Origin of the sequence: Paenibacillus sp., assembly GCF_048976745.1 — a bacterium.
Taxonomy (GTDB): Bacteria; Bacillota; Bacilli; order Paenibacillales; family Paenibacillaceae; genus Paenibacillus.
The window spans coordinates 384,091-409,696 of the sequence record NZ_JBHGUU010000009.1; the positions used below are offsets into that span (position 1 = coordinate 384,091).

Genomic DNA, 25,606 nt, shown 5'->3' on the forward strand with positions numbered 1-25,606 from the left:
TTTCTTTTCGATCTGTTAAAGTGTTGCTTAAGGTCTGTATATTCATATGTATATCAAAGCAAGGGGTCGGGTACTCACGCTAGTGAGTGACCCGGCCCCTATTTTGTATGCAAGTTGACTCTCTGTTGACATCAAGTAAGACACTTCGAATGTAGCCACCGAATTCTATACAGTAAGTCCACCATCTACAGGCAAAACGACTCCGGTAACAAAAGAGGAATAATCACTAAGCAACCAGGCGGCTGCGTTAGCAATCTCTATAGGTTCAGCCGGACGTCGGAGAGGTGTCTTAGCACTAATCTGTTCAATGATGTCGGGGTTAATAGAAACCCACTGCTGAATCATATCCGTCATTGTGGTTCCCGGAGCAATGGCATTAACACGGATACCTGCTGGCCCATATTCGACCGCAGCCGTTTGAGTCAGACTGTTTACCGCTCGTTTAGATGCCCCGTACGCTCCCAATCCCGGATTCCCCTTCAAACTACCCACGCTGCTGGTGTTAACAATGGAACCTGAACCTGAAGTCTCCATCATGGCTTTAATCTGGGCTTTCATGCACAGCCAGACGCCTTTATAATTTACGGACTGAATCAGGTCGAAGTCTTCTTCTCTTTCATCCACCAGCGATGATACCGTGACTCCAATGCCTGCGTTATTAAAAGCAGCATCGAGACAGCCATATCGTTCCACTGTAGCCTTAACAGCTTCTTCAACATTGCTTGCATCTGACAGATCAGCTGTAAAATAGGCAGCATCTCCACCCGACATCACAATGTCATCCCTGACTTTACGCAACTCAGACTCTGTTCTTGCGACGAGCATCACAGAAGCTCCCTGTTGTACAAACAGCCTTGCTGCCTCCGCTCCAATGCCTCGCCCCGCACCTGTAATCATCACTACCTTGCTCGCCAACATTTGTCCTGCAATGGTTGTCATATTCATTCTCCTTGCCTGGAATTGTTGATCTCATCAACTGGCTTAAGTATACTTTGACTATTAAATGGTCACGAGAACCTGCTTGATGATGGGTTTACGAGTGATAGGATAAGGGGGAGGTTTTACTTGAACGACAGTGAGCGCCGTTTAGCGCTAGGTAATTTCTTAAGAGATTTACGCGCCTCTCTTTCTCCCCTTGATGTCGGCCTTTTGCCTGGCAATCGTCGTCGCACACGAGGTTTGCGGCGAGAAGAAGTCGCTGGGATCGCCAACATAGGACTCTCCTGGTATACACGCCTTGAGCAAGGTCGTGATATCCGTCCATCGGTAGGTGTACTGGAAAGCTTGGCTTCCGCGCTCAAGCTGACACCCAATGAGCGAAGACATCTCTTTTTGCTTGCTGGAGAATCACTGCCTCCTCAATCGACTATTATGGAAGAGAAAATCAGCTCTTCCATTCAGGACATGCTGAATGAATTGAATCCTAATCCGGCCTATGTCATCGGGAAAAAGTGGGATTTTCTCGCTTGGAATAAAGCGGCAGATGCTGTATTTACGATTAATACGGTATCACCTCCGCATGATTATAATTTGATGTGGCGCCAATTTACCGATCCTGTGTGGAAGGAAGGATCGGAGGATTGGGAAAGAGTCTCACAGAGAATGATTGCCGAGTTTAGAACGTCAAGAGCACGCTATCTGAACGATGATTCATTCGACAAGTTAATCGAAGACTTGAAGAGGACAAGTGCTGATTTTACGAGGATGTGGCAGTATCATGAAGTGCCAGGTTCCCTTGACGGCTACAAGAGGCTTTTGCACCCCACTTTTGGCGTTGTTGAATTTGAGCATGTCACCCTTCAATTTCCCAATGAACCAGATCAGCGAATCATGATTTATATGCCTCATCCAGCAACAAAATCCCTTTTACAGCACTACTTCACGCACGAGTAGACAAGCATAAAAATTGAAAAGCATTCATTCGGAAAGGATACATCACTCTTTGAACTATTATTTTCTGGAATCTCAATATCCACGTAGAGGGTTTATTAGTGGTGGAACGATTTTCACTCCCCAATTAGATATGAATTATGTGGCGGTAGAGAATCCGTTGCCAGAGGGGACAACCGCAGAGGTTGAGTTACTGCCTACGGTGCGCAATCTGAACGTAGATTATTTTGAGACGATCACAGGAACAAGACATGTATCAGATCGTTTTAAGAAACTGTTGGAGGAACGGAAGACAAACGCACAGTTTATTCCAACAACGGTATGTTACCACGACGGTCGACCGGTGGAGGAAACCTATTGGACTGCACATCAGCTTGATCGTTTGGATGTTTTCGATTATGAACGTTCGGAATATGGGCGCAAAGCGGTCATTGCTGCATCTGTACAACAGCCTCCGCGTAAGATCGTCAAAGTTGTATCTCGGATCTGCCTTCATGAAGAGCGAATTGGCGAGCATGAATTTTTCATGCTGGATTATATCAATATCTTTAAACCCGTTGTTTCAAAAGATTTTTACGAAGTATGCCGCAAACATAAGCTGAATCTGAACGTGACAGAAGTTGAACATGTAAGCATCTAGAATGCTGCATGAATCTAATGAAAGCACAGAGAAGCCCGCGCAAAACGTGGGCTCTTTAGTCTTTACTTTTCCTTTAACGTATAATCCAATGGATGTAGTCTTGTATCATTTCTTTGCTTCGTGTTCGATTTATTTTATCCGGTTCTAAATACAAATTGAGAGCCATCCCATTCATAAAGGCATACAGTTTTTCCTGTTCCTTCTCCTCATCGGTAGTGCGCAGAAGACCTTCATTTTTCAAGTACGTAATGCAGTTCCTTATTGCGTTTTGCAGGTCCTCATAATTGGCATCGAACCCTTTTTGCGTTTTTCCATAACTTACAAATGCAAACCAAACCTCCATTTCCAATAATGTCTGTTCATCCGTCGGCACTAGCTCAAGCAAGTATTCAACAATTCTTTCTTGAGGCGACAGTTCTCTTGCATTCAGATTGCTCAGCCGAGTAAGTACCTTTTCTTTAACTAACTCCATTGCAAATGCTAATAGGTCCTCTTGTTTTGAAAAGTAATGTCTTAAAGCGCCTTGTGATAATCCGGCCTCCTTCGCAATTGTTCTTGACGTTGCATGATGAATGCCTTTCTCACTAATGATTTTCCAAGTAGCTTCAGCGATAATGTTTTTCATCTTCTCATGGTCCACGATTTTTGGCATACACACAGAATACCATATTATTTAACTCAACTGAAATAAATAGACGATCAAGATGGAATGTGCTAAAGTTTATTTAACTCAACTGAAATAAAAAAGAATGGGGCAAACGCGACATGCCACTCAAAGGAGTGCAAGTGGAATGAATCAGCAATTCAAAGTAATGTTCCCGGCATGGGGAAAGGCAACCGGCTTATTATCCATAATCATGATATTTGCTGCTGTATTGTGGTTAGTGTGGACTGGAAACTTGAATATAAGGTACACGGCGGATCGTGAGGAAGTGATTCCAATATGGAATAATATGTTACCGGCATGCCTTGGCATTGTTCTAATCCGTATGATTCCTTATAAAAGTCAATATCCCTCGTCTTTCCAACAGATGGAGAAACAGCACTTGGTCGTTCAATCACTTGTATTATTGCTGTCAGGCATTTTATTTGCGGTTGCTCTGATAACGATAGACCAGCAAGGATTACATTTCCAGCTATACTATTTGGCGTTCAAGTTGACGACACTATTGTTCATCCCATTGATTCTATTGCTGATTTATCGCAAAATGACTGGCGGGCAACAAAACAATATTTCGGCAAAGCCTCGCACCCGCAGACAAGTCATCGTACCACTAATAGTCATTGTGGTGTGGGGTTATCTAAAGTTCTATTCCCCTATTGCACAACCAGAAGGAGCAATCGTAACAACCGATATGACAGAATTACTCCTCTTGGTGTTGGTTGGTTTCATGATCAATAGTGTATTGGAGGAAGTTTTTTATCGGGTATGGCTGCAGACTCGATTGGAGACGCTGCTTGGAAGATGGCCCGCCATACTACTAGTTTCAATGCTATGGTCCATTTGGCATGTCGCCATTCAAGGAAATGGTCAGTGGGATATAGATGTGGCAACAGTAATTGCAAATCATGGGGTTACGGGTCTGTTTCTTGGTTATTTATGGGCCCGCTATCGTAAAATATGGGTGATTATCCTGATTCATGGACTCATGAATGCTTCTCCTCATTTTCTTGTGCAGATCCTGTTTCATTGAGCGATAAAGGAACTGGTTGGATCAGTCTTCCCGGGTGAGGCTGGGACACTGCAAATACATCGCCCCATGCATCAGCCTGCATAGCGGTGTATTTGTCGTTGAGATCCTGCAGACTTTTGCTTCGTCCCGGCTCTTCTCTCGTCGCTACCGTATTCTCCTCATAACGAAATCAGTCACTCCAGCTCCGGAATACACTCCACATTTTAAATCCCGTTTCTTCCAGCGCAATCACGTTCGGGCAAGCCTAGACGCCAGAGCAGCAATACAAGATAATTGCACCATCCTTGACCGGCTGACCGAGCAAGAATCCGCAATCGGCAATGAACACATCCGGTTCATAGATTCTGGCAAGCAGCCAGCGCATGGATACAATATTTTTCATCAAAATACACCGCCTTATGAGAATGGGTTAAGTTTAACACCCACTTCTCTAGCAGATGAAATGTCAATAATGTGAGTTGATATTTACTTAAATGAGATATTTAGACATTATATTCATAATAATTATACTAAATAACTAATATTCCTTTTATTTTTATTAAATGGTATAAATAGCGGAGGGGGAAATTCCAATTAATCATTTACATATAAAGAGGTGAGACGAGCATGAAAATCAACGTGAAGAAAGTAGAAGTATTGGTACCACTGATCGACCAATTTTTGGGATGGGACAATTGTAATAGTTTTGGCCTTCTTCAATCTGGCTCTATGGATTGTGGGTGCTTACAACAATTCTAAAGAGTTAAAAAAGCAACTTGAACTAAAAATACACGAAAGCAGGTGTAAACATTAATACTCATGTCTTAATCTACGACGGGTTTGTAAATTTTGAAATAATGCTGGCAACTTATTTAATGAAAACTCAAGGGGAAATTATAACAGTGGGTTTAAATTCCGAAATGGTCTATTCTTATGAGGGCTTTATTGTTAAACCCCATAAAGATATAAAAGAAATTGATTGTGACGAAGTAGAAATACTGCTTATTCCAGGAGGAGATATTGGCGCAATAGAAGGAAATCGTCAGCTAACATCACTTATTAAGAGACTAGACATTAACGGGAAATATATCGGTGCCATTTGCTCAGGAGTTGAACTTGTTAAACAAGCAGGGGTTTTAGAAGGAAAAAGATTTACTGGCAATGGAATAAACAATGACGAAACATATACAGTTAGTCAGAACATAATAACTGCAAAAGCTAACGGATATGTAGATTTTGGGATTGAGCTAGGCAAAATGTTAAATATTTATTCCGATGAAGATGATTATAATGAAACAATCAGATTTTTTAAATATTTTGAGAATAATTAGTGTTATATGAAATGAGTTCAATCGTTGTTATCTATTAATGACCACCCTAAACTTTCTACTCAGTCATTAGTAGAGTTTCACCATATACATTTAATTTACTGTGGGTCTGCACCAAAATCAAGAAGTAGTAAATCTAAAGTAGTTGCGGACAAAGGTGTAGCAGTTTGATTCCTTTAAAGTCTCACAAATTTGGATTCACATCGTTGTTTAAAATTATTTGAAGTGTTTGTCAATTTCCAAGAGCAAATCATTCATAAATGAATGATAGCTCTTGGAGATTTTCGTTTCTATAGTACTAAAGAGAGTACACGCCTACATGACGAAATATTCCTCTTTAAGATAATTTACATCCTCGCTATCTTATTCCTCTCCCGGTAGCCACCGGATTCTCCTCATCACTAATCCAGTCAATCCAGCTTCCGGGATACAACTTCACATTCGAGAATTCCGCTTCTTCCAGCGCAATCACGTGCAAACAAGTGATTATGCCTGAACCGGAGTGTAGTAGTATTCCTGTGGCGGTATCTGATACATGAAAAACATACATAATTTTCCTGGGACTTAATTTCGTTTGTTCAAATCTCTGAAGGAGAATTCTCAAGTTATTAGAAGTATTTTAGTTCTACATGCTTTCATATGATAAGTATACTGACATTTTGTTTGTTTTTATAAGTTTATTCTTGACATCTAGCCCTATAATGTCATGTTTGTTAACAAAAAAATATTGTTGTAAATGTATTTATATGTTAGTGTTTATTTGTGTTAGAAAATATTACATAGTATAGAGGGGGAGCGTAATGTTTATTAACCGAACGATTAGGAAATTTGGGGTTTCAGTAGGGATTATAAGTATGTTTACATTTGCTCTACCTTCAGTGGGCTTTAGTATGCCATTGCAACCAACAACCCTTGATAAGGTAGAAGGTGATTATTATGTAACATCTGCGATTGAGAACATTCGCTGGGGATCACTGCCTAATCGAGATAGCTCTCCGATTCTTACTGTACCATCAGGAAGTGCTGTAACATTTGATACGGTATCTCATGAGGGATTGATCGAGGATCAAGGGAGAAATCCAGTGGAGTACTTCGGCAAATTCGGTATCTCATCCGATGGCGTGTTGGATGATGCGAAGGCAATTGCGGCTTCTGAGATTAAGCATGATTATGTAAAAGACGGACCTCATATTATCACTGGGCCAGTAGCGGTTGAGGGAGCAGAGCCAGGAGATGTTCTGAAAGTAGAAGTCCTTTCGTTGCAAACTCGAGTTCCATATGGTGTCATTTCTAACCGCCATGGTAAAGGTGCCCTTCCTGACGAATTTCCAGAAAATACAGGTCCTCAAGAGGGAGCTAGCGCAACAAAACCGGAATTATATAATAATGTATCTATATTTACGCCTATTGAAGAAATCAACGGCAACTGGTATGGGGTATTACCAACAAAAGCTGGCAAGAATGTACGTTTCCCAATTAACCCGTTTCTAGGTGTGATGGGGGTTGCACCAAATACCAGCGAAGTTGTGAGTTCGATCCCACCTATTGAAACAGGAGGCAATATGGATATTAATGAGTTGGGTGTTGGTGCAACTATTTATTATCCGATTCAAGTTAAAGGCGGGCTATTCTATACTGGAGATCCACACTTTGCTCAAGGAGATGGAGAAGTAGCGTTAACTGCATTGGAAGCTTCCTTAAGGGGGACAGTTCGGTTAACGGTGTTAAAGAAAGGTGATCCATCACTACCACACAGTGGAGAATTCACGCAACCCTTTGCTGAAACAGAGGATTACTGGATTCCAATTGGACTGGACCCTGATTTGGATGAAGCCATGAAAGAATCAGTACGTGAATCGATTCAATTCTTATCCGATAAGCTTGATATGGATAGAAGTGTAGCTTATGCGTACCTATCGGCCGCAACGGATTACGAAGTATCTCAGGTCGTGGACCGAACGAAAGGCGTTCATGGACTCATTCGAAAGACCGATTTCCTTGAATATGTTGACGTTGCCATGAATGTAGGTGGTACGACAATCAAACCGGTTATTCATAACGATGAGTTCTACGTACCGATTCGAACCATTTCCGAGCTATTGGGCGGTACAGTAGTATGGGATCATAAGACGCGTACAACTCAAATCAAATTAGGCACAAAAAATATAAGTGCTCAAATTGGTTCAGATGTGTATTCAATTAACGATAAACTAGTGTTCAATAGTAACGTACCAAAGCTTTTAAAAGGCGAAACCGTAGTTCCGGTTTCTGTTATTAATGAAATACTAGGTGCTTATGTAAACTGGACGACGATCGACAAGACGTTAACAGCAAATGTATCGTTAAGTAAAAAGCAATAAATTAATTTCATTATTCAACCGTGGTGGACAGATGTCCATCACGGTTTTTTCTGTTATCATGAATCAAAAAACTCTCGATGTTGACTCCGAACATAGAAAAATACATCGCCGGGGCAGATAAGCCACCTGGCGATGTATTCAACATCGATACACTGTTATACGTCTTTGTCCGTTTCCGCATTACCGGTAGCCACCGGATTCTCCTCATAACTGATCCAGTCGCTCCAGCTCCCTGAATACAATTTCACATTCGAATATCCCGCTTCTTCCAGTGCAATCACGTTCGGGCAGGCAGAGACACCAGAACCGCAGTATACGATGATCGCGCCATCCTTGTCCAGCTTACTGAAGCGCTCTTCTAACACCTCAGTACCTGTCCAACGTCCATCCCAATCCAACACATCTTTCCAAAAATAATTCACCGCACCCGGAATATGTCCGGCCTTGGCATCAATGGGTTCCTCCAGCCCCGCATAACGGCGGGCGTCGCGAGAGTCGATCAACACAGCGCTCCCAGTTACCGAGGCTTGTTGCACATCTTGCACATTTGCAAGCATCTGTGGCTGTACGTTCACTTCAAAGGAAGACGGGATCTGAACCGGCACATCCGTTGTAACTGGAAACTTGGCATTTTTCCAAGCGGAGAAACCTTCGTCCATGATATACACCTGTTCATGACCGATGTAGCGCAGCAGCCACCACAATCGTGAGGCGTTCATGCCGCCCTGATCGTCATAAGCAACAATCCGACTATTGAAGCCGATGCCAGCTTTGGATAGACGACTTGCGAGCACAGCCGGATCAGGAAGCGGGTGACGTCCTCCGTGCGCAGAGACAGGAGAGGATAGATCTTTTTCCAAATCGAGATAGACAGCTCCTGGAATATGTCCAGCTTCATAGGCTTGTCGTCCAGCCTCCGGTTGACCAAGCAAGAATCGGCAATCGGCAATGACTACATCCGGTTCGTACATTCTGGCGAGCAGCCAGCGCATGGATACAATATTTTTCATCAAAATACACCGCCTTATGAGAGTGATAGAGTCGTTTATAACTATGCATTACGAAAAAAATACGTTATACCGTGGTAGGTTCAACAGGCCCTTTGCCAGCGATCGGAGCGTCGGCAGGAATGGGTTGAGGTTTGGTTTTGCCATATCGAATGAAGATCCATACCCCGAATATAATGACAACCCCGGCAGACATCTGTAATGCACTGAGCGATTCGCCGAGCAGCATCCAGGCCAGTAATGAAGAGAATACGGGTTCCCCAAGTACGCCCATGGATACTGTCGTGGCATTCATATATTGAAGCAGCCAGTTGAAGAGATAATGTCCGAAGATCGTTGGCACAATGGCGAGCAGCAGGAAGATTCCCCACTCTGACGCAGCGTAACCCCCGAATGGGTGGCCCATAATCAGATTATATACTGCCAGCGTACAAGCAGCGACAAAGAATACCCAGAAGTTATACGAAAATGCGCTAAGTCCCGCTCGCAAAAATTGACCCAGCAGCATATGGACAGCGACCGCAATTGTGCCAAGTAAAGATAGTATATCCCCTTGCAGGGCAGTGCCTGCCAACTGGAAATCTCCTGCACCAATGACAATCGAGCCAAGCAGGGCGATGCCCATGCCGATGATCATCATGCGGTTAATTTTGGCTTTGAACAGCCATACCGAACCGGCAAGAATCAGGATAGGCTCCAACGCAAGAATAACAGTGGAACTGGCAACACTGGTGAGCCGCAGCGAACCCATCCAGAGCAGGAAATGAAGGGCTAGCATCACACCGGATGCAAGCAGCAAGCCCCACTGTCGTGCATTCAGACGCATCATCTCGTGTCTGTATTTCCAGACAAACGGGAGCATGAGCAGATTGGTCAGAAATAGGCGATACATGGCAATAATCGCAACATCTGCGTTAGACCAACGTACAAAGATCGAAGAAAAAGAAATGGCGATAATTCCGACAAAGAACAACAGATAGATGGATCTGCCGGCACGGTTCAAGCTTGTCATGGGTGTAGCTCCTTCTTGAAGTCTGATGGCGTAAATCACTTCATTATACAGGAGAAGGTAACTGCAGGAAAGATCAAGAGAACAAAGAGATAAGCAGATTGTAACCGGGCTTGTAACTATTCTGTCATTCTCCCGATCCATTTTTCTATTAATCTTCTATATAGAGACATGAAACGAGATAATATACCAATAATCGGGAAAAAATGAAAGTAAGGAAGTGGCATGAAAGTGAGAGTCCAACAAGAGAGAGCGGGAGAACGTGGAAGTATTCCGCCCAGCACAAGTCGCGCGAAAACACATAAACGAAGAAAAATCCGGTATGGAAGGATTAGCATAGCTCTAATGCTCCTGGTACTGTTCGTTACCGGTGTAACCTATATATTTCTTGGCATGACGCATTGGATCAAAAGCGTTGTGGCGCCGCCTCCAATGACTGTAATCGAACAGCCCGCCAAGCTCGGCATGATACAAGTTACTCCGAATGCGAAGGAGGAGCCGGTACGGTTCCAGGGTCAGGTTCGCAAATTGGCATACATAACGTTTGATGATGGCCCAACAGAATATACGGAACAACTGCTGGATATTTTGAAGCAACATGAGGCGAAGGCTACCTTTTTCATGATCGGACGGCAGTTGAATCAGCATCCAGAAGCAGTAAAACGGCTGTTGAAAGAAGGCAGTTACCCTGGTCTTCACAGCATGACGCATAACTATAAAAAGCTGTATAAGAGTGGAAGCTCTGCGAACTTTGTGAAAGAGTTCAAGAAAGAGCAGAAGATGGTGCAAGACCTGATTGGTTTTACACCTCATCTTATTCGTGCACCTTATGGCAGCAGTCCACAGATTGGTGAAACGTTCAGAGGTGACATTGCGGCGGCCGGGTTCAAAATGTGGGACTGGACGACAGATTCCCTGGATTGGAATCTTCCCGGTCAGCCGAATAAGATTGTGGCCCGCGTGAGCAAAAGTGTACATCGGGATAAGGAAGTGATTCTGATGCATGAACGGGAGCAGACGGTTCAGGCTCTGCCACGTATTCTGAAACTGCTCGAAGATCGAGGTTACGAGTTCGAAGTATACGATCCGGATGCACATTGGATAGCGAATTTTAGCGGAGATACCCGCTTGTAGTATAACAACAAGATGATGCAAGAGAGGAAGGACTTGAGTGCTAACGAGTAAAAAAGTGGCGCTTGCGGCAGTGAGTGTATTGCTAATTCTGCTGGCGAGTGGTTGTGGAGATCCGCAGGAGCCTGCGGCAAATCAGGTAAACCAATTGGTGCTCAGCGGTCAGGAGATCGATCAGAGTTTGAACAAACTGACCAGTCATGAGCAGGAAGATATGAAGTTATACAAGTCTATTTTAGACAAAGGCAAGAACAAAAACAGTGATCTCGAAGCACTGCTGGATCAGGCAGCAGATCATATTCATGAACGAAGAGCGTTGTTGAAACAGGCGGAAGAGGCCATGAAAGAGACCAATGAGAAGACGGTAGCCCTGCGCAGTTCATTGAAAGAACTATCCTTTGAAAAAGAAGAAACGTTGACACAGGCTGAGAAGGTGTTGGATCAATATGAAGCAAGAGCACGTGCATTGGAAAATTTTGTGGCTTCGTATCAGCTGAGTCTGAGTGCCGATGAGCAGTTGTATGATCTGATGAGAGAAAGTGCAGAACCTAATCTGGTTAAGATCAAACGAGCCATTCGGGTACGCAATAGCGAATATGCCAAGCTTGCTGAATTCCGGAAGCAATTTAACCTCCACACCAAAACATTTAACGGAGCCCATGCCAAACTGGTACAGATGGATCAGGCCAGCTAAGTCGAGAATTTCCACACCTGTTCAGATATTTTGCATGATTGAGCCGCCTGTCTCCCGTGTAAGTACTAGTATACAGCCAAGCCAATGGATGAGAAGCAACATGGACAAGCATCATTGCGTATAAGCTAACGGAGGTGTTCATATGCGAAAAGGAAATACAATGAAAGTCAGTGCGTCAATCCTGGTTTTACTTATGGGATTCTCGCTTGTGGCCTGTGGAAACAGTAATCCTGCTGCACAGCCACCGGTGAATAATACGGAAGAACAGTCACCAGAACCGGGGCAACAACCGAATGAAAGTGCTGCAATAGAAGCAGAAGGTATTCTGACTGGATGGGCTGATCCGCACACCGTTGAGATTCGAGTGAATGAGAAGCCGATGTCATTCCAGGTGAGCGAAGATCTGCAAAAGTCTCTGGATGATATCGATGACGAAGATGCCGTTCGTTTCAAATATGTAGAGAAAACGATTGATGCAACAACGAAACAGTTGGTACTCACAGAGATCGCAAAGATGGAATCGAGTGATGACAATAACGGTTCCAATGCAGGCGGTACCGTGACGTCCGATCGTCCGAAGACATCAGAGCTGGAAGTGACGGTTGAAGGAATGACCGAGAAGCGCCCTGTAACACTGGCACAAGCGAAAGGTTATTCACTTTATGTGTTCGAACCGATGGCTTTTGACCCGGAAGATCATGAATTAACCATGAAGATTGATCCGGATTATGAGGTAGAGATTGAGAAGCTGCCGGCGAATTACAATCTGGATGCGCTGAAGATGGATGCCAAGGAAGAGTTGTCCGAGACCGGAGAAGTGAAACAATTAACGGCTGAACAACTCAGTAATGGGCCAATGAAGGATGCAAAATTGTACATGATGTCCCAGAATGATAAGAAAACAGAGTATTTTATTGTGAAAGAGCTGGACGGCAATGGTTTCATTTTCCACATCCAAGCACCTGTTGGTGAACCTTCGGAAGGTTTCCTGCCTATGGCCTATGCATCCCTTAATTCCATCATGAATGAGTAGAAAATGAATGAGTCACCCGGTTACGCCGAACGCCGAACGGCTAAAAAATTAAAAAGATTACCTAAAAAGCGTGTTTCCTTGAGAGAGGAGATACGCTTTTTTATTAGCTACACTATCATATAGCGTGTACCGTGCCATGCAAAGACAAAGAGCCGGGAGGAACAGTAGCATGCATAGGTTCCTCCCGGCTTCTTGGCCGTGCTTCTATTCAGTTTGCAGGATCGAACCCATGCCCTGATCCGTTACTCAGTTTAATATCGTAGATTTCTTACGCCCTCTGAGTTCCTGATAGTTGGTGATTACATTCTGGTGAACGGGATGTTCGTCGGGAATTCCCATGCGTTCACGGATGAAGGCAGAGACGCCATCTTCGCGAATCATGTGTTGTAGCTTCATGGCTTCCTCGTCGCGTTCATCATTGAACAGCATTGCGGCCGCCATAGCCGAAGTTAAATGAGGAATTTCAATTCCGAATTCACTGGCCTGAATCGCTGGGCGAACAAGCCGATCATGAGGCGAGAGCTTACGAAGGGGGGAACGTCCGACCCGGGTGACCTGATCTGTCAGGTTGGGATTGGCGAAGCGTTCCAGTATGGTGTCGATATATTTGTTATGCTTCTGTGCGTTGAATCCATGCTTCTGGATGAGCATCTGACCCGTCTCTTCCATAACATGGCGTACCTTGGCTCGCAGGGTAGAATTACTCATAACCTGGCGGATCGTCTTGAATCCTTCGAGATAGCCGAAGTATGCGGCGACACAGTGGCCTGTATTTACCGTAAACATTTTACGTTCGATATAAGGTTCAAGGGAATCCACATAGTGGACACCATCAATTTTCTTAAAACCATCCAGGAGTGCTGGACGATGAACGACCCATTCATAAAAAGGTTCAACCGTGACCTGCAGCGGGTCCTTGTGGTTTTGGGCCGGAACAATCCGGTCCACAGCTGCATTGGGGAAAGAAACATAACGTTCCGCTTGATTACGGGTTTTTTCATCCAGGAATGGATAGATACGTTTCTTCAGCCGGGTGCTGCCACCTATAGCATTCTCGCAAGCGATAATATGCAGTGGCGCCTGATTATTGTTTTTCATGCGAAGTTGAATGCCTTTGGCGATGGGCTCAGCGATATCTCCGAGTGCAGATACACCGACGGCGGTTGTAATCAGATCAGCTGAAGCGATCTCTTCAGCAACCAGATTCTGCTCATTTACGTTGATCGCTGTCACGTTGTTGACAATCGTTGTGTCCTGTTCGCTATTGGCCAGTGTTATCGGGTATTCCTGTCTTTGTTGAAGCATGGAGATTTTCTTCGGGTTACGTGCGACAAAGCAGACTTCGTAGTCGGAAGCGGACAACATATGACCGATAAAACCGCGGCCTATATTGCCCGCACCAAAATGTACAGCTTTCATGTATGAACTCCCCCTTTAAGGATTAAATCGCGAAATTCGTGCAGACCTTTAGACGGTAGTGACGAGTGGTTTCGAAATCAAATCGTTAAATGCGAGGTCAGTCAAGCAAGACAGCCGTTGGTGAGGCATATCGAATTCCAGTGTTCCTGTGATGGTATTCGAGATGACTACGCAGTGCATCCCAGCCGCAGCAGCTGCACGCGCGCCGTTAGGTGAATCCTCAATCGCTACGGCTTCGTCTGCAGTTACTCCAAGGGCTTCAAGCGCTTGATTGTAGAGTTCCGGGTCAGGCTTCACATTGGCAACATCATCTGCGGTACGAATGACTTCAAAATAATCTTTCAGTTTCAGTTGTTCCAGATGCTGTTCAACCCAATCCCGTTTGGAGCTGGATGCTACAGCGAGTTTCAAGCCTGCTTCACGTGCTTGCTTAAGATATTCCTGAATACCAGGACGAACCTTCTCTTTGTTCATCAGTGCAGCGTGCTGCAATTGAACGGATTCCCTGAACGCTTCCCGATCAATCGGAAGATTCAAATCTGTGATGAGGTACTCATACGGATTAAATGTTTTCAGACTGGTACCGATGCATTGTGAGTACATCTCCAGGGTTAAATCTACGCCGTGTTCCTTGTAAGCATCACGAAAAGCAATATACCATGCTGTCTCTGTATCAATAATCGTTCCGTCGAAATCAAACACCAGTGCCTTAATCATAAATTTGTTCCTCCTGTTTCAGAATTAGTTTGGGATTAAAAATGAAAATTTTCTGCAAATTCATTCCTTGCATTCATTAACCTGCGGGATATTAGTTGACGCAGTAGATCGAAAATGAATATTAATTTGGGAAAAAATATGCGTTTAATGCTAATAAAACCGTAACATAGGACAAACCGAGGGGTCAAGCACGTCATGATTGTTCACATTGAAAATTTTCACATATATGATTTGTTTTCAGAAAAATATAAACGTTGCAAACCGTTAACCCTTTTGCATGTAAGCGGTGTACTGAATAAACTGTTTTTACAGCTCAAAAAAAATAAAACTTTTTTTATGAAAATGTGATGATCGGGCCGTTCAACAGCTTTCGACACTTTTATAATAGAAGAAATGGAGCTTCATGGATTGGATTTTATTAGCTTTACGCCAGATCAGGCCCTGTGGGAGAATGGAAGAAAGATTCTGAAAGTATATGGACTAAGGGAGGAAGACAAGCATGCTGCAAAAGGACCGTTTCAATGGCTGCTTCATCGGGCTTGCAGTGGGCGATGCGCTCGGAACTACCGTGGAATTCAGCAGTCCGGGCACATTCGAACCTGTGACGGATATGGTGGGAGGCGGCGTATTCGGGCTAGAGGCAGGGCAGTGGACAGATGATACCTCCATGGCACTATGTCTGGCAGAAAGTTTGGTACGCAAGTCAGACTTTGATCCTTCGGATCAGATGCGCAGATACGTCAATTGGTACAAGGTCGGGTACATGAGCAGCACAGGTGATTGCTTTGATATCGGCGGGGCCACCCGAAGTGCCTTGGAGAGGTTTGAGATCACTGGAGAAGCCTACAGCGGATCAACTGACCCGATGACGGCGGGCAATGGCTCTATCATGAGGCTTGCTCCTGTCGCGATGGCTTATGCCAATCAACCGAACGAGGCGATCCGCTATGCCGGGCTGAGCTCTCGGACAACACATGCTGCAACGGAAAGCGTGGAGGCGTGTGAAGTACTGGTTGCTGTACTTGTTGCTGGTCTGCGAGGAGCGGACAAAAACGTCATGCTGATGCCGGAGACCTGTCGACAGTGGAGGGAAGAGGATTCTTTTTCACCCGCAATTGAAGAGGTGGTTAGAGGTTCCTATCAGCACAAAGAACCGCCCGAAATTAAGGGCAGTGGTTATGTGGTTCGTTCACTCGAAGCAGCATTATGGGCATTCCATAAGTCGTCAAGCTTTGAAGAAGGTGCGTTGTTGGCTGTTAATCTGGGTGATGATGCGGATACTACTGGTGCGGTGTATGGGCAGATTGCAGGTGCTTATTATGGACTGAGCGGTATTCCTGCACAATGGCGGGACAAGCTGGCTATGCGTGAAACGTTCGAACAACTAACAGATGCCTTGTGGTTGAAGGCGACAGAACATCGTTGATGAAGAGACAGGAGAAGAGAACATCTATGAGCACGACTGGATACCAAACAGGATACAAAACAGAACCAGAGGCTTCGCAGTCCGGTAAACGAGGGGCGTTTCCATTGTCCCTGTTATGCCTGACGATTGGAGCTTTTGCAATTGGTATGACTGAATTTATCATTATGGGCCTGCTGCCCAATGTGGCAGCAGACTTGAATGTAAGCATTCCACAGGCAGGACAACTCATCACGGGATATGCGCTTGGTGTTGCGGTAGGTGCGCCGATTTTAACCGTGTTTACACACAAGATTCCGCAGAAGAAACTGCTGGTATTGCTCATGTGCATTTTCATTATCGGGAACGCATTGTCTGTCATTGCTCCGACATATGGTCTGTTAATCTCTGCACGGATATTAACGGCATTTGCCCATGGTACGTTCCTCGGTGTAGGTTCAATCATGGCAACGCGGCTCGTTGCACCCGAGAGAAGGGCAGGAGCGGTATCGGTTGTTCTCGCGGGGCTAACGATTGCCAACATCATTGGCGTTCCGTTTGGTACATTTATCGGGCAACAGCTTGGATGGCGGTCATCTTTCGGGGCAATTACGATCTTGGGCATCATTTCGTTGATTGGCATCATTCGTTTCATTCCCGTCCTCCCGCAAGGCGCACCAGCGAACCTGGCACAACAATTTCGGAATTTGGTTCGTCCGCAAGTATTATTGGTTCTGCTTGTTGGCGCGATGGGCTGTGGAAGTCTGTTTGCCGTATTCACGTATATCACGCCGATGCTTGTGGACATTAGTGGTTTTGCCGAGCAAAATGTGACCTGGATTCTGGTGCTGTTCGGATTCGGTGTTACATTGGGCAACATGGTTGGCGGTCGTCTCGCGGATTGGAAGCTAATGCCTTCTTTGATCGTCAACTTTGGCATCCTGGCTGTTCTTCTGGCTGCACTAACGCTTACCTTGGAGAATCCATATCTCGCGGTGATCACGATATTCTTCTGGGGTGTTGCGGCCTTTGGGATCATGCCAGGATTGCAGATTCGCATCATGAATATGACCCGTGAAGCGCCGCTGCTGGCGACAACATCAAGTCACTCCGCATTTAATCTGGGGAATGCAGGTGGTGCCTATCTGGGTGGATATGCAATTACCCACACGGGACTTATATCCGTACCTTTATATGCAGCAGTTATTGCCGGATTGGGTTTGCTAGGACTGCTGTTCAGTCTGTTCGTGGAGCGTAAACATCATGGGCCAGAGGTAGTCGAGGTTGCAGAGGCTGTGTCGGCAAGTTGAAAATGAAATCCGTTCACCTCAATTCTTCCGTTGAACATGGAGAGTTGAGGTGTTTTTATGTCATGATGAGATCCGAAGTGGAGGAAGCGAATAGACGGTATGGTGGTGTGCGGAAGTATACTTTTTAAAGTATAAGATATAGTTATTTAAGTCTTTTGATGATGTACAAGTCTTGAGAGGTGATATAATGAAGAGGTAATTGGGATTGTTTGTAAATTATGGATAGTGAATCTTGGCGTCCGTATTAGGAAAGTTGAAGAACAGCAACACGTATTTTTGAGTAGGAAGGAGGAACTTCACACTTTAAAATGTAAGGGCTTTCAATTGGAGTTTGTTTGTATATGAAAGACCTGTGAGAAGGTTCGTACACGATCTAAAATCATATTCCAAAGGAGATTGATATTGATGAAAAAACGTCTGTCCAAGATTCTGAGTCTCTCCATCACAGCAGCACTCCTTGTACCCACGATGGCGTCTGCAGCCGATATGCAGGAAACGGTAGCTCCGACTCCCATTCAGGCGGTGATTGATCAGGGAGCGACCGGGACCATGGATAACTCGGGGCAAAATGCGCTGGCTAACACGCCGGTTGTGCCTGCACCGCCGGGTTATGATGCCTATCGTAACAATATTCCGCATGGCAATACCAATCTGATCTCCTATTATTCCACAACGGTAGGCAATACACGGAAAGCGACGGTGTATACACCGCCAGGATATTCACAGAATAAAAAGTATAACGTCCTGTATCTCTTGCACGGCATCGGCGGGGATGAGCATGAGTGGGTAAACGCCATGAAACCGAAGAACATTCTGGACAACCTGTATTCCGAAGGCAAGCTGTCAGATATGATCGTTGTCATGCCAAATGGCCGCGCCATGAAGGACGACCGTCCAGTTGGTGACATTTTTGCCCCGGACAAAGTGGCTGCATTTGAACGATTCGAGCAAGACCTGCTCAAGGATCTGATTCCTCATATCGAGGCCAATTATCCGGTATACAAAGACAAGAATAGTCGTGCGTTGGCCGGTCTGTCCATGGGTGGTGGGCAGTCGCTTAACTTCGGATTGAAAAATCTGAATACCTTCGCTTGGGTAGGGGCCTTCTCGGCTGCACCGAATACACAATCTGTATCACAGCTGGTGTCCAACCCGGGGCAAGTGGCTAGCCAACTCAAATTGTTGTGGATCTCCTGTGGATCGAGTGATGGCCTGTTATGGGTCAGCCAGAATTTCAAAAACGGTTTGAGCAGCATGAACATTCCGCATACCTGGTATCTGGATGTAGGTGGACACGAACCATCTGTCTGGAACAGCGGCTTGTATCAATTCTCTCAACGCATTTTCAAGTAATTAACCGGTATTCCTAGGGATTCTCAGATAGTTACTGGGATTCATATTGGATGCGCTGCAACCTCAGTTCTGTTTCGTACAGAGCTGGGGTTTTTGTTATATTTTTATAATGAATCAAGTTATCTGAATGGAGCATATAGAGTATTATTAATTTTGGAGATGATGGGGTTAATGAGAGTGTAAGTAATGGTTTAATTGATTACATAGGTAGTCTTAAGAAGGAGAGGAATATGATGTTTTATTACAAAGGTGCGTTCCGTGAAACGGACAATGTGATCTATTTTAAAAGCGATGTTTCATTAGCCCAGAATGATGTTGTTCTATTTGGTGAAAAGAAGTATTTTATCGAAAGTGTGGAGAAAGAATTTCTTCTGCTTCAGCGGGTGGGCTCCATCATTTCTGTGAGTCTGTGAAATCTTCGCAAGATCCTCCCCTTTTTCGAGTGTACGTGCACTTCTGGGCCTCTGCCTACATACAATAGATCGACCCTGTTCCCACATGTGCTCAGGCCAGATCGTTGTAAAACTGCAGGAGGTGTCATCTGTGCCCGGATTGTTTACCGCAATTGCTCTATTCATTAAAGAGTTAACGTTACTCGTCTCGTATGTCAAAAATAATGCGTTCCCCCAGCCACTGGCTGAGGATGATGAAGCCAAACATTTGCGCCTTATGGCTGAAGGCAATGCTCACTCCCGCAATCTGCTCATTGAACACAATCTGCGCCTCGTCGCGCATATCGTCAAGAAGTTCGACAATACGGGTGAAGATCAGGAAGACCTGATTTCCATCGGAACCATTGGTTTGATCAAAGCGATCGAAAGTTTTCAACAAGGCAAAGGCACGAAGCTTGCCACATTTGCCGCGAGATGTATTGAAAACGAGATACTTATGCATCTGCGTTCCCTGAAGAAAACACGCAAAGATGTATCCCTGCATGACCCCATCGGTACGGACAAAGAAGGCAATGAAATCACATTGATCGATATCCTTGGCACAGAAGCTGATGATGTCGTGGATCGGGTACAGCTCAAGATTGAAAAAAGCAAAATTTATCGCAATCTAGATATCCTGGATGACCGGGAGAAGGAAGTTGTGATCGGTCGATTTGGCCTGGAAGCAGGCGGGGAAGAGCGCACCCAACGCGAGATTGCCAAGGAACTGGGCATTTCACGCTCTTATGTATCGCGGATTGAGAAGCGGGCGTTAATGAAGCTGTATCATGAGTTTTACAAGCAAAAATAGTTGCTAGTTAGATAGCACTTTTCGTTAAAAGGATGGTGCTTTCTAAACCTTCCGTATTTGTAGCGAGATGCATTAAGATCGAAAATTTGTTACACCGCGCTCTCTGAAATTGGTACGGACAAAGAGGGCAATGAAATTACAGTGATTGATATCCTCAGAACAGATTGAATAAGCATAAGGAATAGCTGAACAGATTAGAGGGCGCCTTTACGGGAGCCCTTTTTACTGTGAAGATACTTGGAATTTGTCTGTATGGTATTTATTATTTAGAATTATAACCTAAATAAAGGAATTTATCTCCCTGTTGAAGAATATATTATAAACAGACCAAATTAATATAAGGAGTAAATCATAATGAAGCAGCTTTTTCAGAAAACTCCACTGTGGTTTTTGTTAATCTGGATCGTAGGATTTATGATGATCGTTTTTAACATGTTCCAATCAAACTCGGGTAATATTAACTTGATTGCGCTATTGATGATTAGTGTTGCTAATGCGATTCGAATTTGGAAAAACGAACGACCATTAGCCATTGCCTTTTTAGTCGTTGCCGTTCTAAGCTTGGTTTATATTTTAATATATTTTATTAGGTATGTATGATAAACGTGTACATAAACAGAGGTCACCCTTTACGAGGTGGCTTCTTTGCTGTGCAAAAAATATATAAATGAGGGATATGTATTCTGAGCAGATTATTATATGATGAGTAAAAATATTTTTACATCGTAGAGCGCATTTGCAGAAAGAGAGTGGTGGTTGATCATGCAGCAAGAAACATTAACAAGGGGATTAAAGAACAGGCATGTGCAGTTGATGGCGATCGGAGGTGCGATCGGTACAGGTCTGTTTCTCGGAGCAGGAAAAACGATCCAGTTGACAGGGCCATCCATCTTGCTGGCCTACATCATTACGGGTGTGGTGCTGTTCCTGATCATGCGTGCATTGGGGGAGTTGCTCTTAAGCAACTTGCAGTATCATTCCTTTGTCGATTTTGTGCGTGATTACCTGGGAAATATGGCGGCATTTATTACAGGTTGGACCTATTGGTTCTGCTGGATCTCCATTGCCATGGCGGATATTACGGCCGTTGGATTGTATACCCAGTTTTGGTTTCCGAATGTACCGCAGTGGATGCCGGGGTTAATTGCGTTGGTCATTTTGCTAATCATGAACTTGGCAACGGTCAAGTTGTTTGGTGAGATGGAATTCTGGTTTGCTCTGATTAAAGTTGTGGCGATCTTGGCACTTATTGTTGTGGGTTTATATATGATTTTCAAAGGTTTTACAACGGATCAGGGTCCAGCGAGCTTCACCAATCTGTGGAGTCATGGGGGATGGTTTCCGAATGGACTGCATGGGTTCATCATATCGTTCCAGATGGTGGTATTTGCCTTTGTAGGCATGGAGCTGGTGGGACTTACAGCGGGGGAAACGGAGAACCCGGAGAAGGTTATTCCAAGAGCAATTAACCAGATTCCGATCCGGGTCTTACTCTTCTATGTAGGTGCATTGCTGATTATTATGAGTATCTACCCGTGGAACGCCATTGTGCCCACTGAAAGTCCGTTCGTACAGGTGTTTGCAGCTGTAGGTATTGCGGCCGCCGCCGGGATTGTGAATTTCGTGGTGCTGACGTCTGCTGCTTCGGCTTGTAACAGTGCCATTTTCAGTACAAGCCGTATGGTGTTCTCCATGGCAAAGGATCACAACGCACCCCAGTCATTTGCACGACTGAATAGAAGGAAGGTTCCTTCCAACGCGCTGTTTTTCTCCACGATTGTTATTTTGATCGCGATTGTTTTGAACTATATCATGCCAGAGGGCGTATTTACGCTGATCACGAGCGTGTCAACCGTGTGTTTTATCTTTGTCTGGGGCATCATGGTGATCTGTCATCTCAGATATCGTCGTACTCAGCCGGAACTGGCGAGTCGCAGCCGCTTCAAACTGCCACTTTATCCGTTCTCGAACGTTTTGATCTTAGCTTTTCTGGCATTTGTGCTGGTAGTATTGGCTTTGGCTGAGGACACGCGAGTGGCGTTATTTGTCACGCCGGTGTGGTTTATCCTGGTTGCAGGAATTTACCTCCTCAAAAAAGAGAAACTTGAGCAGTAGCTGAGCGTAGAACTTGGCTTTATTAACAAGTAGACCCGCCCAATTGGATTGGGCGGGTCTTGTTGTTGTTTATATTTTTGCAGCCTTTTTGCTCTCCCGAATGCCTGCGTAGATGGCATCACAGATATCGGTAGTATACTTTCCCGACATCCCTTCAAGTGCCGTATTGGTGAATGCGGCAACACTAAGTTCTTCTTTTGGATCAACAAACCAGGAGTGACCATAGGTTCCGCCCATCCGCCAGGTACCCGGGGATTCCGGTGTACCAGCTGCAGCAGGGTCTTTAAGTAGGGTAAAACCAAGGCCAAACCCTCTTCCTGGCCAATACGGCATGTCGAGTTCACCGATTTGATTCGTGGTCATCTCGGTGGCAACAGCTTCCGTAAGAATAGGCTGTCCCCCTTGCCGCAATGCCTCAAGTAGAGTGAGAAAATCTCCGGTACTCCCAACCATACCCGCTCCGCCTGATGCATAAGCCGAAGGTTGATTAGCACGGTTGGGGGCAAGCCGGAAACCGGCAGTACCATCAATAAAAGGAACCTGCTCTAAATCATTATGGAGAAGACGAGGCTCATCAGAACCATCTGCATCTGCATATGCAGCGGTCAGCCGATTCGAATCGACTGCCACAAAATCAGTGTCCGTCATGCAAAGTGGATGAGTAACCAGCAGTTGGACAGCTTCTCTTAGTGGCATTCCGGTTACCTTTTCAATAACGGCTCCGAGTACATCTGTCGCGATGGAATATCTCCACATGTTTCCTGGCTCATACAAAAGAGGAACAGAAGCAAGCCTGTGGAGATTCTCCTCCAGACTGATTCCAGATACATCCATACCGTCCGAGACCCCCGCACGTTCATAATTGCCTTGTTCTTCTTGGAAGAACCGATAAGTCAGCCCAGCGGTGTGCGTCATTAAGTGCTGAATGGTTATTTCAGCATCCTGACCCTGGGCAAGCTTGGGCCGGAATGCAGGTAACCAGCGAGTCACCGGATCATGCAGACTCAGCTTTCCTTGTGAGACCAATGCCAGAGCTGCTGTTGACACAATGGGTTTGGTTACAGAAGCAAGTCGAAACAGAGCGTTTTCTTCCATGGTGCGCTTTTGCTCCCTGTCTGCGAAACCAGCAGCCCGGCTGTATATCACTTCTCCTCTTAATGCAACTTGTACAACCGTTCCCACGATTCTATTTTCGCTTAATGCGCGGTCTATTGCCTCATCCACATAAGTATGCAATGTGGTGATGTGTTCTTTTCCCATTCTGATCGTCCTCTCCTCTACGGATGTGATTGATTCATTATTGTGACTGTGTTTATTATATAAATGATTAAAGTTGTGTTACATGCATTACTAAAGGTATTATAGTGAATTATCGGAGATACTTAAGGTTATTCCAGCGTATATCTTATGTATTTAAAGGGGGGTATTACATGGACGAAATAGATCAGCATATACTGTTTCACTTGGAGAATCAGGCAAGATTATCCATGACCGAATTAGGCAAATTAGTCGGATTATCTCAACCGGCTGTGACTGAACGAGTCAAACGAATGGAAGAAAAGGGCGTTATCGAGGAATATCGTACGGTGATTTCCCCATCCAAATTAGGCAAGCAGAGCACGGCATATGTTCTTTTTCGTACAAGAGATTGTTATCCTTTCCTGGATTTCTGCCGTGCGTCACCTGAAGTCGTGGAATGTTACCGAATAAGCGGGGAGTATAATTATTTGCTGAAAATCCTTACAGACACGATTCAGGGACTTGAAGAGTTCGAGAACAAGTGTGACCCGTACGGCACTTACATGACCTTGATTACGATGTCTTCTCCGATTGCACATAAAAATCTCATGGAAGGACCGAATTTACTGGCACAGGCAGAATAAACCACAGTCTATAAAACTATAAAATGAAAAACAGAAGAGGAGTTCACATCAAGTGAACTCCTCTTCTGTCCTACATGTAACTCATGCAAAATGCCTTCCTGTTATTTTACTTTGGGAAATCCATATTTAGAAGACCGCATCGTTATGAGCAATGCAGGAATGAGCAAGATAAACAGCGACCCGGCAAGGTAACCTGCTCCAAGTACTTCAAGAAGGACGCCCCCGATGATGCCTCCTCCACCAATGGCCAGATTCCATGCGGTAACCAGCATCGATTGGGCGACATCCGCACTTTTGCCTCCGGCTTGAGCAATGGCAGTTTGCAGTAGAGTGGCAGCCCCACCAAACGTAAGTCCCCAGATCGTAATGCCAAGGATAATCATCACAGGTTGATGAGTACCGATTCCCATCACGACAGACGCCAGAGCGAATGCTGCCAGACTGATGAGTACCAATTTCCTCAAAAATCGGTCAATTAGCATTCCGGTTAACCAAATTCCCACAATGGAAGTGATACCAAAAATGAGCAAAATCAAGTCTACTCTGTTAGCAAATACGGTCTGGGCTAGGTAGGGAGAAATATAGGTGTAAAGGATATTATGGGCAAGCATCCAGGCCAGAACCACCAACAGGATGGGTCTAACGCCCGGAATGACAAACACTTTATGCAGGGGAAGACGTTCTCCGGCTGGCTCTCCTGCAAAATCCGGCATTTTCCAGAGAACCCATACGATTAAAGCTGCGGTCAGCAGCGATACCATCCCGAAGATGAGGTGCCAGCCGATATAAGAACTGAGAAAACTACCGATGGGCACACCCAGGGCTAACGCCACCGGAGTGCCGACCATAGCCACAGCCATGGCTTTGCCTTTTAACGAATCCGGGACCATCCGACGAGCATAACCTGCTGTCATTCCCCATAACACACCCGCAGAGACCCCGGCCATGAAACGAGCAGCAAGTGTCAGGATATAATCTGAGGATATGGCGGTAACGGTGTTAAAGACAAGAAAGCCGCTAATGCATACCAGCAGTAAAGGTCTGCGTCTCCATCCACGTGTAGCCGCAGTCAAGGGAATGGCAGCAATAAGTGATCCAATGGCATAAAGAGTCACCAACTGTCCGGTGAGTGCTTCACTGACCCCCAAGTCTTTTGCGATTTGCGGCAGCAGTCCCGCTGGCAGGCTTTCAGTGAGGATACATATGAATCCAGCCATGGCTAAAGCAAGTAGTCCGGCCCACGGAAGGCGTTCTGAAGATATGGAAGGCAGCTCCCTTTGCTTGGGGAGGGATGTGTGAATGGCCATGAATAAAAACCTCTTTTCTTATCGTTTAATTCTATCCGGAACTATGCATATAAGCTTATCTGAAAAAAATAAACTTTTGCATACGAAATTAAA

At 45.0% G+C, this 25,606-nt stretch carries 25 protein-coding genes and 1 pseudogene; 16 read left to right on the forward strand and 10 right to left on the reverse strand.

Annotation, left to right across the window (positions count from 1 at the left end; genetic code table 11):
- Window positions 1-165: 165 nt before the first annotated feature.
- Complete coding sequence (locus ACE3K2_RS17270; RefSeq protein ID WP_421892689.1) at window positions 166-939, reverse strand: SDR family NAD(P)-dependent oxidoreductase; 774 nt, start codon at window positions 937-939, stop codon at window positions 166-168.
- A 126-nt stretch (window positions 940-1,065) separates the two neighbouring features.
- Here ACE3K2_RS17270 and ACE3K2_RS17275 point away from each other — a divergent pair, with 126 nt between their 5' ends.
- On the forward strand, window positions 1,066-1,893 hold the full coding sequence (locus tag ACE3K2_RS17275) for a helix-turn-helix transcriptional regulator (protein WP_421892691.1): 828 nt from the start codon (window positions 1,066-1,068) through the stop codon (window positions 1,891-1,893).
- 49 nt (window positions 1,894-1,942) lie between these two features.
- Window positions 1,943-2,530 carry an imm11 family protein gene (locus ACE3K2_RS17280; RefSeq protein ID WP_421892694.1) on the forward strand — a complete coding sequence of 196 codons (588 nt, stop codon included), beginning with the start codon at window positions 1,943-1,945 and terminating at the stop codon, window positions 2,528-2,530.
- 73 nt (window positions 2,531-2,603) lie between these two features.
- Here ACE3K2_RS17280 and ACE3K2_RS17285 read toward each other — a convergent pair whose 3' ends face one another.
- Window positions 2,604-3,155, reverse strand: coding sequence for a TetR/AcrR family transcriptional regulator (locus tag ACE3K2_RS17285; RefSeq protein ID WP_421892697.1), 552 nt, complete (start codon window positions 3,153-3,155; stop codon window positions 2,604-2,606).
- A 166-nt stretch (window positions 3,156-3,321) separates the two neighbouring features.
- Here ACE3K2_RS17285 and ACE3K2_RS17290 point away from each other — a divergent pair, with 166 nt between their 5' ends.
- Entirely contained in the window at window positions 3,322-4,224 is a 903-nt protein-coding gene (locus ACE3K2_RS17290; RefSeq protein ID WP_421892700.1) for a CPBP family intramembrane glutamic endopeptidase, read from the forward strand.
- Between the two features lie 244 nt (window positions 4,225-4,468).
- On the opposite strand, the gene ACE3K2_RS17295 is transcribed toward ACE3K2_RS17290, so the two are convergent.
- Window positions 4,469-4,606 carry a hypothetical protein gene (locus tag ACE3K2_RS17295; protein WP_421892703.1) on the reverse strand — a complete coding sequence of 46 codons (138 nt, stop codon included), beginning with the start codon at window positions 4,604-4,606 and terminating at the stop codon, window positions 4,469-4,471.
- A 424-nt stretch (window positions 4,607-5,030) separates the two neighbouring features.
- On the opposite strand from ACE3K2_RS17295, the gene ACE3K2_RS17300 reads away from it, so the two are divergent.
- Complete coding sequence (locus ACE3K2_RS17300) at window positions 5,031-5,534, forward strand: DJ-1/PfpI family protein (protein WP_421892992.1); 504 nt, start codon at window positions 5,031-5,033, stop codon at window positions 5,532-5,534.
- Window positions 5,535-5,889: 355 nt separating this feature from the next.
- On the opposite strand, the pseudogene ACE3K2_RS17305 reads toward ACE3K2_RS17300, so the two are convergent.
- Window positions 5,890-6,036 (reverse strand): annotated as a pseudogene (locus tag ACE3K2_RS17305) (sulfurtransferase); the annotation flags it as partial.
- Between the two features lie 295 nt (window positions 6,037-6,331).
- Between ACE3K2_RS17305 and ACE3K2_RS17310 the strand changes: the two are divergent.
- Entirely contained in the window at window positions 6,332-7,891 is a 1,560-nt protein-coding gene (locus tag ACE3K2_RS17310) for an acetamidase/formamidase family protein (protein ID WP_421892706.1), read from the forward strand.
- Window positions 7,892-8,046: 155 nt separating this feature from the next.
- Here ACE3K2_RS17310 and ACE3K2_RS17315 read toward each other — a convergent pair whose 3' ends face one another.
- A complete protein-coding gene (locus ACE3K2_RS17315; RefSeq protein WP_421892708.1) occupies window positions 8,047-8,901 on the reverse strand; it encodes a sulfurtransferase in 855 nt (284 codons plus the stop codon).
- A 64-nt stretch (window positions 8,902-8,965) separates the two neighbouring features.
- Window positions 8,966-9,910: a DMT family transporter gene (locus tag ACE3K2_RS17320; RefSeq protein ID WP_421892711.1), complete on the reverse strand. Its 945-nt coding sequence runs from the start codon at window positions 9,908-9,910 to the stop codon at window positions 8,966-8,968.
- A gap of 222 nt (window positions 9,911-10,132) precedes the next feature.
- Between ACE3K2_RS17320 and ACE3K2_RS17325 the strand changes: the two genes are divergently transcribed.
- The 3 genes from ACE3K2_RS17325 to ACE3K2_RS17335 all read left to right on the forward strand — a co-directional run bounded on the left by ACE3K2_RS17325 (window position 10,133) and on the right by ACE3K2_RS17335 (window position 12,765).
- Window positions 10,133-11,041 (forward strand): polysaccharide deacetylase family protein, encoded by a 909-nt coding sequence (locus tag ACE3K2_RS17325; RefSeq protein ID WP_421892713.1) that lies wholly within the window; start codon window positions 10,133-10,135, stop codon window positions 11,039-11,041.
- A gap of 37 nt (window positions 11,042-11,078) precedes the next feature.
- Window positions 11,079-11,732 (forward strand): YkyA family protein, encoded by a 654-nt coding sequence (locus ACE3K2_RS17330; RefSeq protein WP_421892715.1) that lies wholly within the window; start codon window positions 11,079-11,081, stop codon window positions 11,730-11,732.
- A gap of 142 nt (window positions 11,733-11,874) precedes the next feature.
- Window positions 11,875-12,765, forward strand: coding sequence for a hypothetical protein (locus ACE3K2_RS17335; RefSeq protein WP_421892718.1), 891 nt, complete (start codon window positions 11,875-11,877; stop codon window positions 12,763-12,765).
- Between the two features lie 246 nt (window positions 12,766-13,011).
- Here ACE3K2_RS17335 and ACE3K2_RS17340 read toward each other — a convergent pair whose 3' ends face one another.
- Both ACE3K2_RS17340 and ACE3K2_RS17345 read right to left on the reverse strand, forming a co-directional pair.
- Window positions 13,012-14,184: a mannitol-1-phosphate 5-dehydrogenase gene (locus ACE3K2_RS17340; protein WP_421892722.1), complete on the reverse strand. Its 1,173-nt coding sequence runs from the start codon at window positions 14,182-14,184 to the stop codon at window positions 13,012-13,014.
- Window positions 14,185-14,232: 48 nt separating this feature from the next.
- Window positions 14,233-14,901, reverse strand: coding sequence for an HAD family hydrolase (locus tag ACE3K2_RS17345; RefSeq protein WP_421892725.1), 669 nt, complete (start codon window positions 14,899-14,901; stop codon window positions 14,233-14,235).
- 499 nt (window positions 14,902-15,400) lie between these two features.
- Between ACE3K2_RS17345 and ACE3K2_RS17350 the strand changes: the two genes are divergently transcribed.
- The 7 genes from ACE3K2_RS17350 to ACE3K2_RS17380 all read left to right on the forward strand — a co-directional run bounded on the left by ACE3K2_RS17350 (window position 15,401) and on the right by ACE3K2_RS17380 (window position 22,323).
- Window positions 15,401-16,327: an ADP-ribosylglycohydrolase family protein gene (locus ACE3K2_RS17350; RefSeq protein WP_421892728.1), complete on the forward strand. Its 927-nt coding sequence runs from the start codon at window positions 15,401-15,403 to the stop codon at window positions 16,325-16,327.
- Between the two features lie 26 nt (window positions 16,328-16,353).
- Window positions 16,354-17,613 (forward strand): MFS transporter, encoded by a 1,260-nt coding sequence (locus tag ACE3K2_RS17355; protein WP_421892731.1) that lies wholly within the window; start codon window positions 16,354-16,356, stop codon window positions 17,611-17,613.
- 405 nt (window positions 17,614-18,018) lie between these two features.
- Window positions 18,019-18,966, forward strand: coding sequence for an alpha/beta hydrolase (locus ACE3K2_RS17360; RefSeq protein ID WP_421892734.1), 948 nt, complete (start codon window positions 18,019-18,021; stop codon window positions 18,964-18,966).
- Window positions 18,967-19,196: 230 nt separating this feature from the next.
- Window positions 19,197-19,379 (forward strand): hypothetical protein, encoded by a 183-nt coding sequence (locus ACE3K2_RS17365; protein ID WP_421892737.1) that lies wholly within the window; start codon window positions 19,197-19,199, stop codon window positions 19,377-19,379.
- Window positions 19,380-19,509: 130 nt separating this feature from the next.
- Entirely contained in the window at window positions 19,510-20,208 is a 699-nt protein-coding gene (gene sigK / locus ACE3K2_RS17370; RefSeq protein WP_090915017.1) for an RNA polymerase sporulation sigma factor SigK, read from the forward strand.
- A 354-nt stretch (window positions 20,209-20,562) separates the two neighbouring features.
- Window positions 20,563-20,808 carry a hypothetical protein gene (locus tag ACE3K2_RS17375; protein ID WP_421892740.1) on the forward strand — a complete coding sequence of 82 codons (246 nt, stop codon included), beginning with the start codon at window positions 20,563-20,565 and terminating at the stop codon, window positions 20,806-20,808.
- Window positions 20,809-20,970: 162 nt separating this feature from the next.
- Window positions 20,971-22,323, forward strand: a complete 1,353-nt coding sequence (locus ACE3K2_RS17380) for an amino acid permease (protein WP_421892743.1) — start codon at window positions 20,971-20,973, stop codon at window positions 22,321-22,323.
- A gap of 69 nt (window positions 22,324-22,392) precedes the next feature.
- Here ACE3K2_RS17380 and ACE3K2_RS17385 read toward each other — a convergent pair whose 3' ends face one another.
- The gene (locus ACE3K2_RS17385; protein ID WP_421892746.1) at window positions 22,393-23,583 is read right to left on the reverse strand and encodes a serine hydrolase domain-containing protein; all 1,191 of its coding nucleotides are present in this window, start codon (window positions 23,581-23,583) and stop codon (window positions 22,393-22,395) included.
- 170 nt (window positions 23,584-23,753) lie between these two features.
- Between ACE3K2_RS17385 and ACE3K2_RS17390 the strand changes: the two genes are divergently transcribed.
- Window positions 23,754-24,206: an Lrp/AsnC family transcriptional regulator gene (locus ACE3K2_RS17390; RefSeq protein WP_133385636.1), complete on the forward strand. Its 453-nt coding sequence runs from the start codon at window positions 23,754-23,756 to the stop codon at window positions 24,204-24,206.
- Between the two features lie 101 nt (window positions 24,207-24,307).
- Here the strand turns inward: ACE3K2_RS17390 and ACE3K2_RS17395 are convergent, their stop codons facing one another.
- Window positions 24,308-25,513 (reverse strand): MFS transporter, encoded by a 1,206-nt coding sequence (locus ACE3K2_RS17395; RefSeq protein ID WP_421892749.1) that lies wholly within the window; start codon window positions 25,511-25,513, stop codon window positions 24,308-24,310.
- Window positions 25,514-25,606: the final 93 nt, after the last annotated feature.

Coding starts and splice junctions, on each gene's coding strand:
- ACE3K2_RS17270 (WP_421892689.1), bottom strand. CDS start 939: ATGACAACCATTGCAGGACAAATGTTGGCGAGCAAGGTAGTGATGATT.
- ACE3K2_RS17285 (WP_421892697.1), bottom strand. CDS start 3,155: ATGAAAAACATTATCGCTGAAGCTACTTGGAAAATCATTAGTGAGAAA.
- ACE3K2_RS17290 (WP_421892700.1), top strand. CDS start 3,322: ATGAATCAGCAATTCAAAGTAATGTTCCCGGCATGGGGAAAGGCAACC.
- ACE3K2_RS17295 (WP_421892703.1), bottom strand. CDS start 4,606: ATGAAAAATATTGTATCCATGCGCTGGCTGCTTGCCAGAATCTATGAA.
- ACE3K2_RS17310 (WP_421892706.1), top strand. CDS start 6,332: ATGTTTATTAACCGAACGATTAGGAAATTTGGGGTTTCAGTAGGGATT.
- ACE3K2_RS17315 (WP_421892708.1), bottom strand. CDS start 8,901: ATGAAAAATATTGTATCCATGCGCTGGCTGCTCGCCAGAATGTACGAA.
- ACE3K2_RS17320 (WP_421892711.1), bottom strand. CDS start 9,910: ATGACAAGCTTGAACCGTGCCGGCAGATCCATCTATCTGTTGTTCTTT.
- ACE3K2_RS17325 (WP_421892713.1), top strand. CDS start 10,133: ATGAAAGTGAGAGTCCAACAAGAGAGAGCGGGAGAACGTGGAAGTATT.
- ACE3K2_RS17335 (WP_421892718.1), top strand. CDS start 11,875: ATGCGAAAAGGAAATACAATGAAAGTCAGTGCGTCAATCCTGGTTTTA.
- ACE3K2_RS17340 (WP_421892722.1), bottom strand. CDS start 14,184: ATGAAAGCTGTACATTTTGGTGCGGGCAATATAGGCCGCGGTTTTATC.
- ACE3K2_RS17345 (WP_421892725.1), bottom strand. CDS start 14,901: ATGATTAAGGCACTGGTGTTTGATTTCGACGGAACGATTATTGATACA.
- ACE3K2_RS17350 (WP_421892728.1), top strand. CDS start 15,401: ATGCTGCAAAAGGACCGTTTCAATGGCTGCTTCATCGGGCTTGCAGTG.
- ACE3K2_RS17355 (WP_421892731.1), top strand. CDS start 16,354: ATGAGCACGACTGGATACCAAACAGGATACAAAACAGAACCAGAGGCT.
- ACE3K2_RS17360 (WP_421892734.1), top strand. CDS start 18,019: ATGAAAAAACGTCTGTCCAAGATTCTGAGTCTCTCCATCACAGCAGCA.
- ACE3K2_RS17365 (WP_421892737.1), top strand. CDS start 19,197: ATGATGTTTTATTACAAAGGTGCGTTCCGTGAAACGGACAATGTGATC.
- ACE3K2_RS17375 (WP_421892740.1), top strand. CDS start 20,563: ATGAAGCAGCTTTTTCAGAAAACTCCACTGTGGTTTTTGTTAATCTGG.
- ACE3K2_RS17380 (WP_421892743.1), top strand. CDS start 20,971: ATGCAGCAAGAAACATTAACAAGGGGATTAAAGAACAGGCATGTGCAG.
- ACE3K2_RS17385 (WP_421892746.1), bottom strand. CDS start 23,583: ATGGGAAAAGAACACATCACCACATTGCATACTTATGTGGATGAGGCA.
- ACE3K2_RS17390 (WP_133385636.1), top strand. CDS start 23,754: ATGGACGAAATAGATCAGCATATACTGTTTCACTTGGAGAATCAGGCA.
- ACE3K2_RS17395 (WP_421892749.1), bottom strand. CDS start 25,513: ATGGCCATTCACACATCCCTCCCCAAGCAAAGGGAGCTGCCTTCCATA.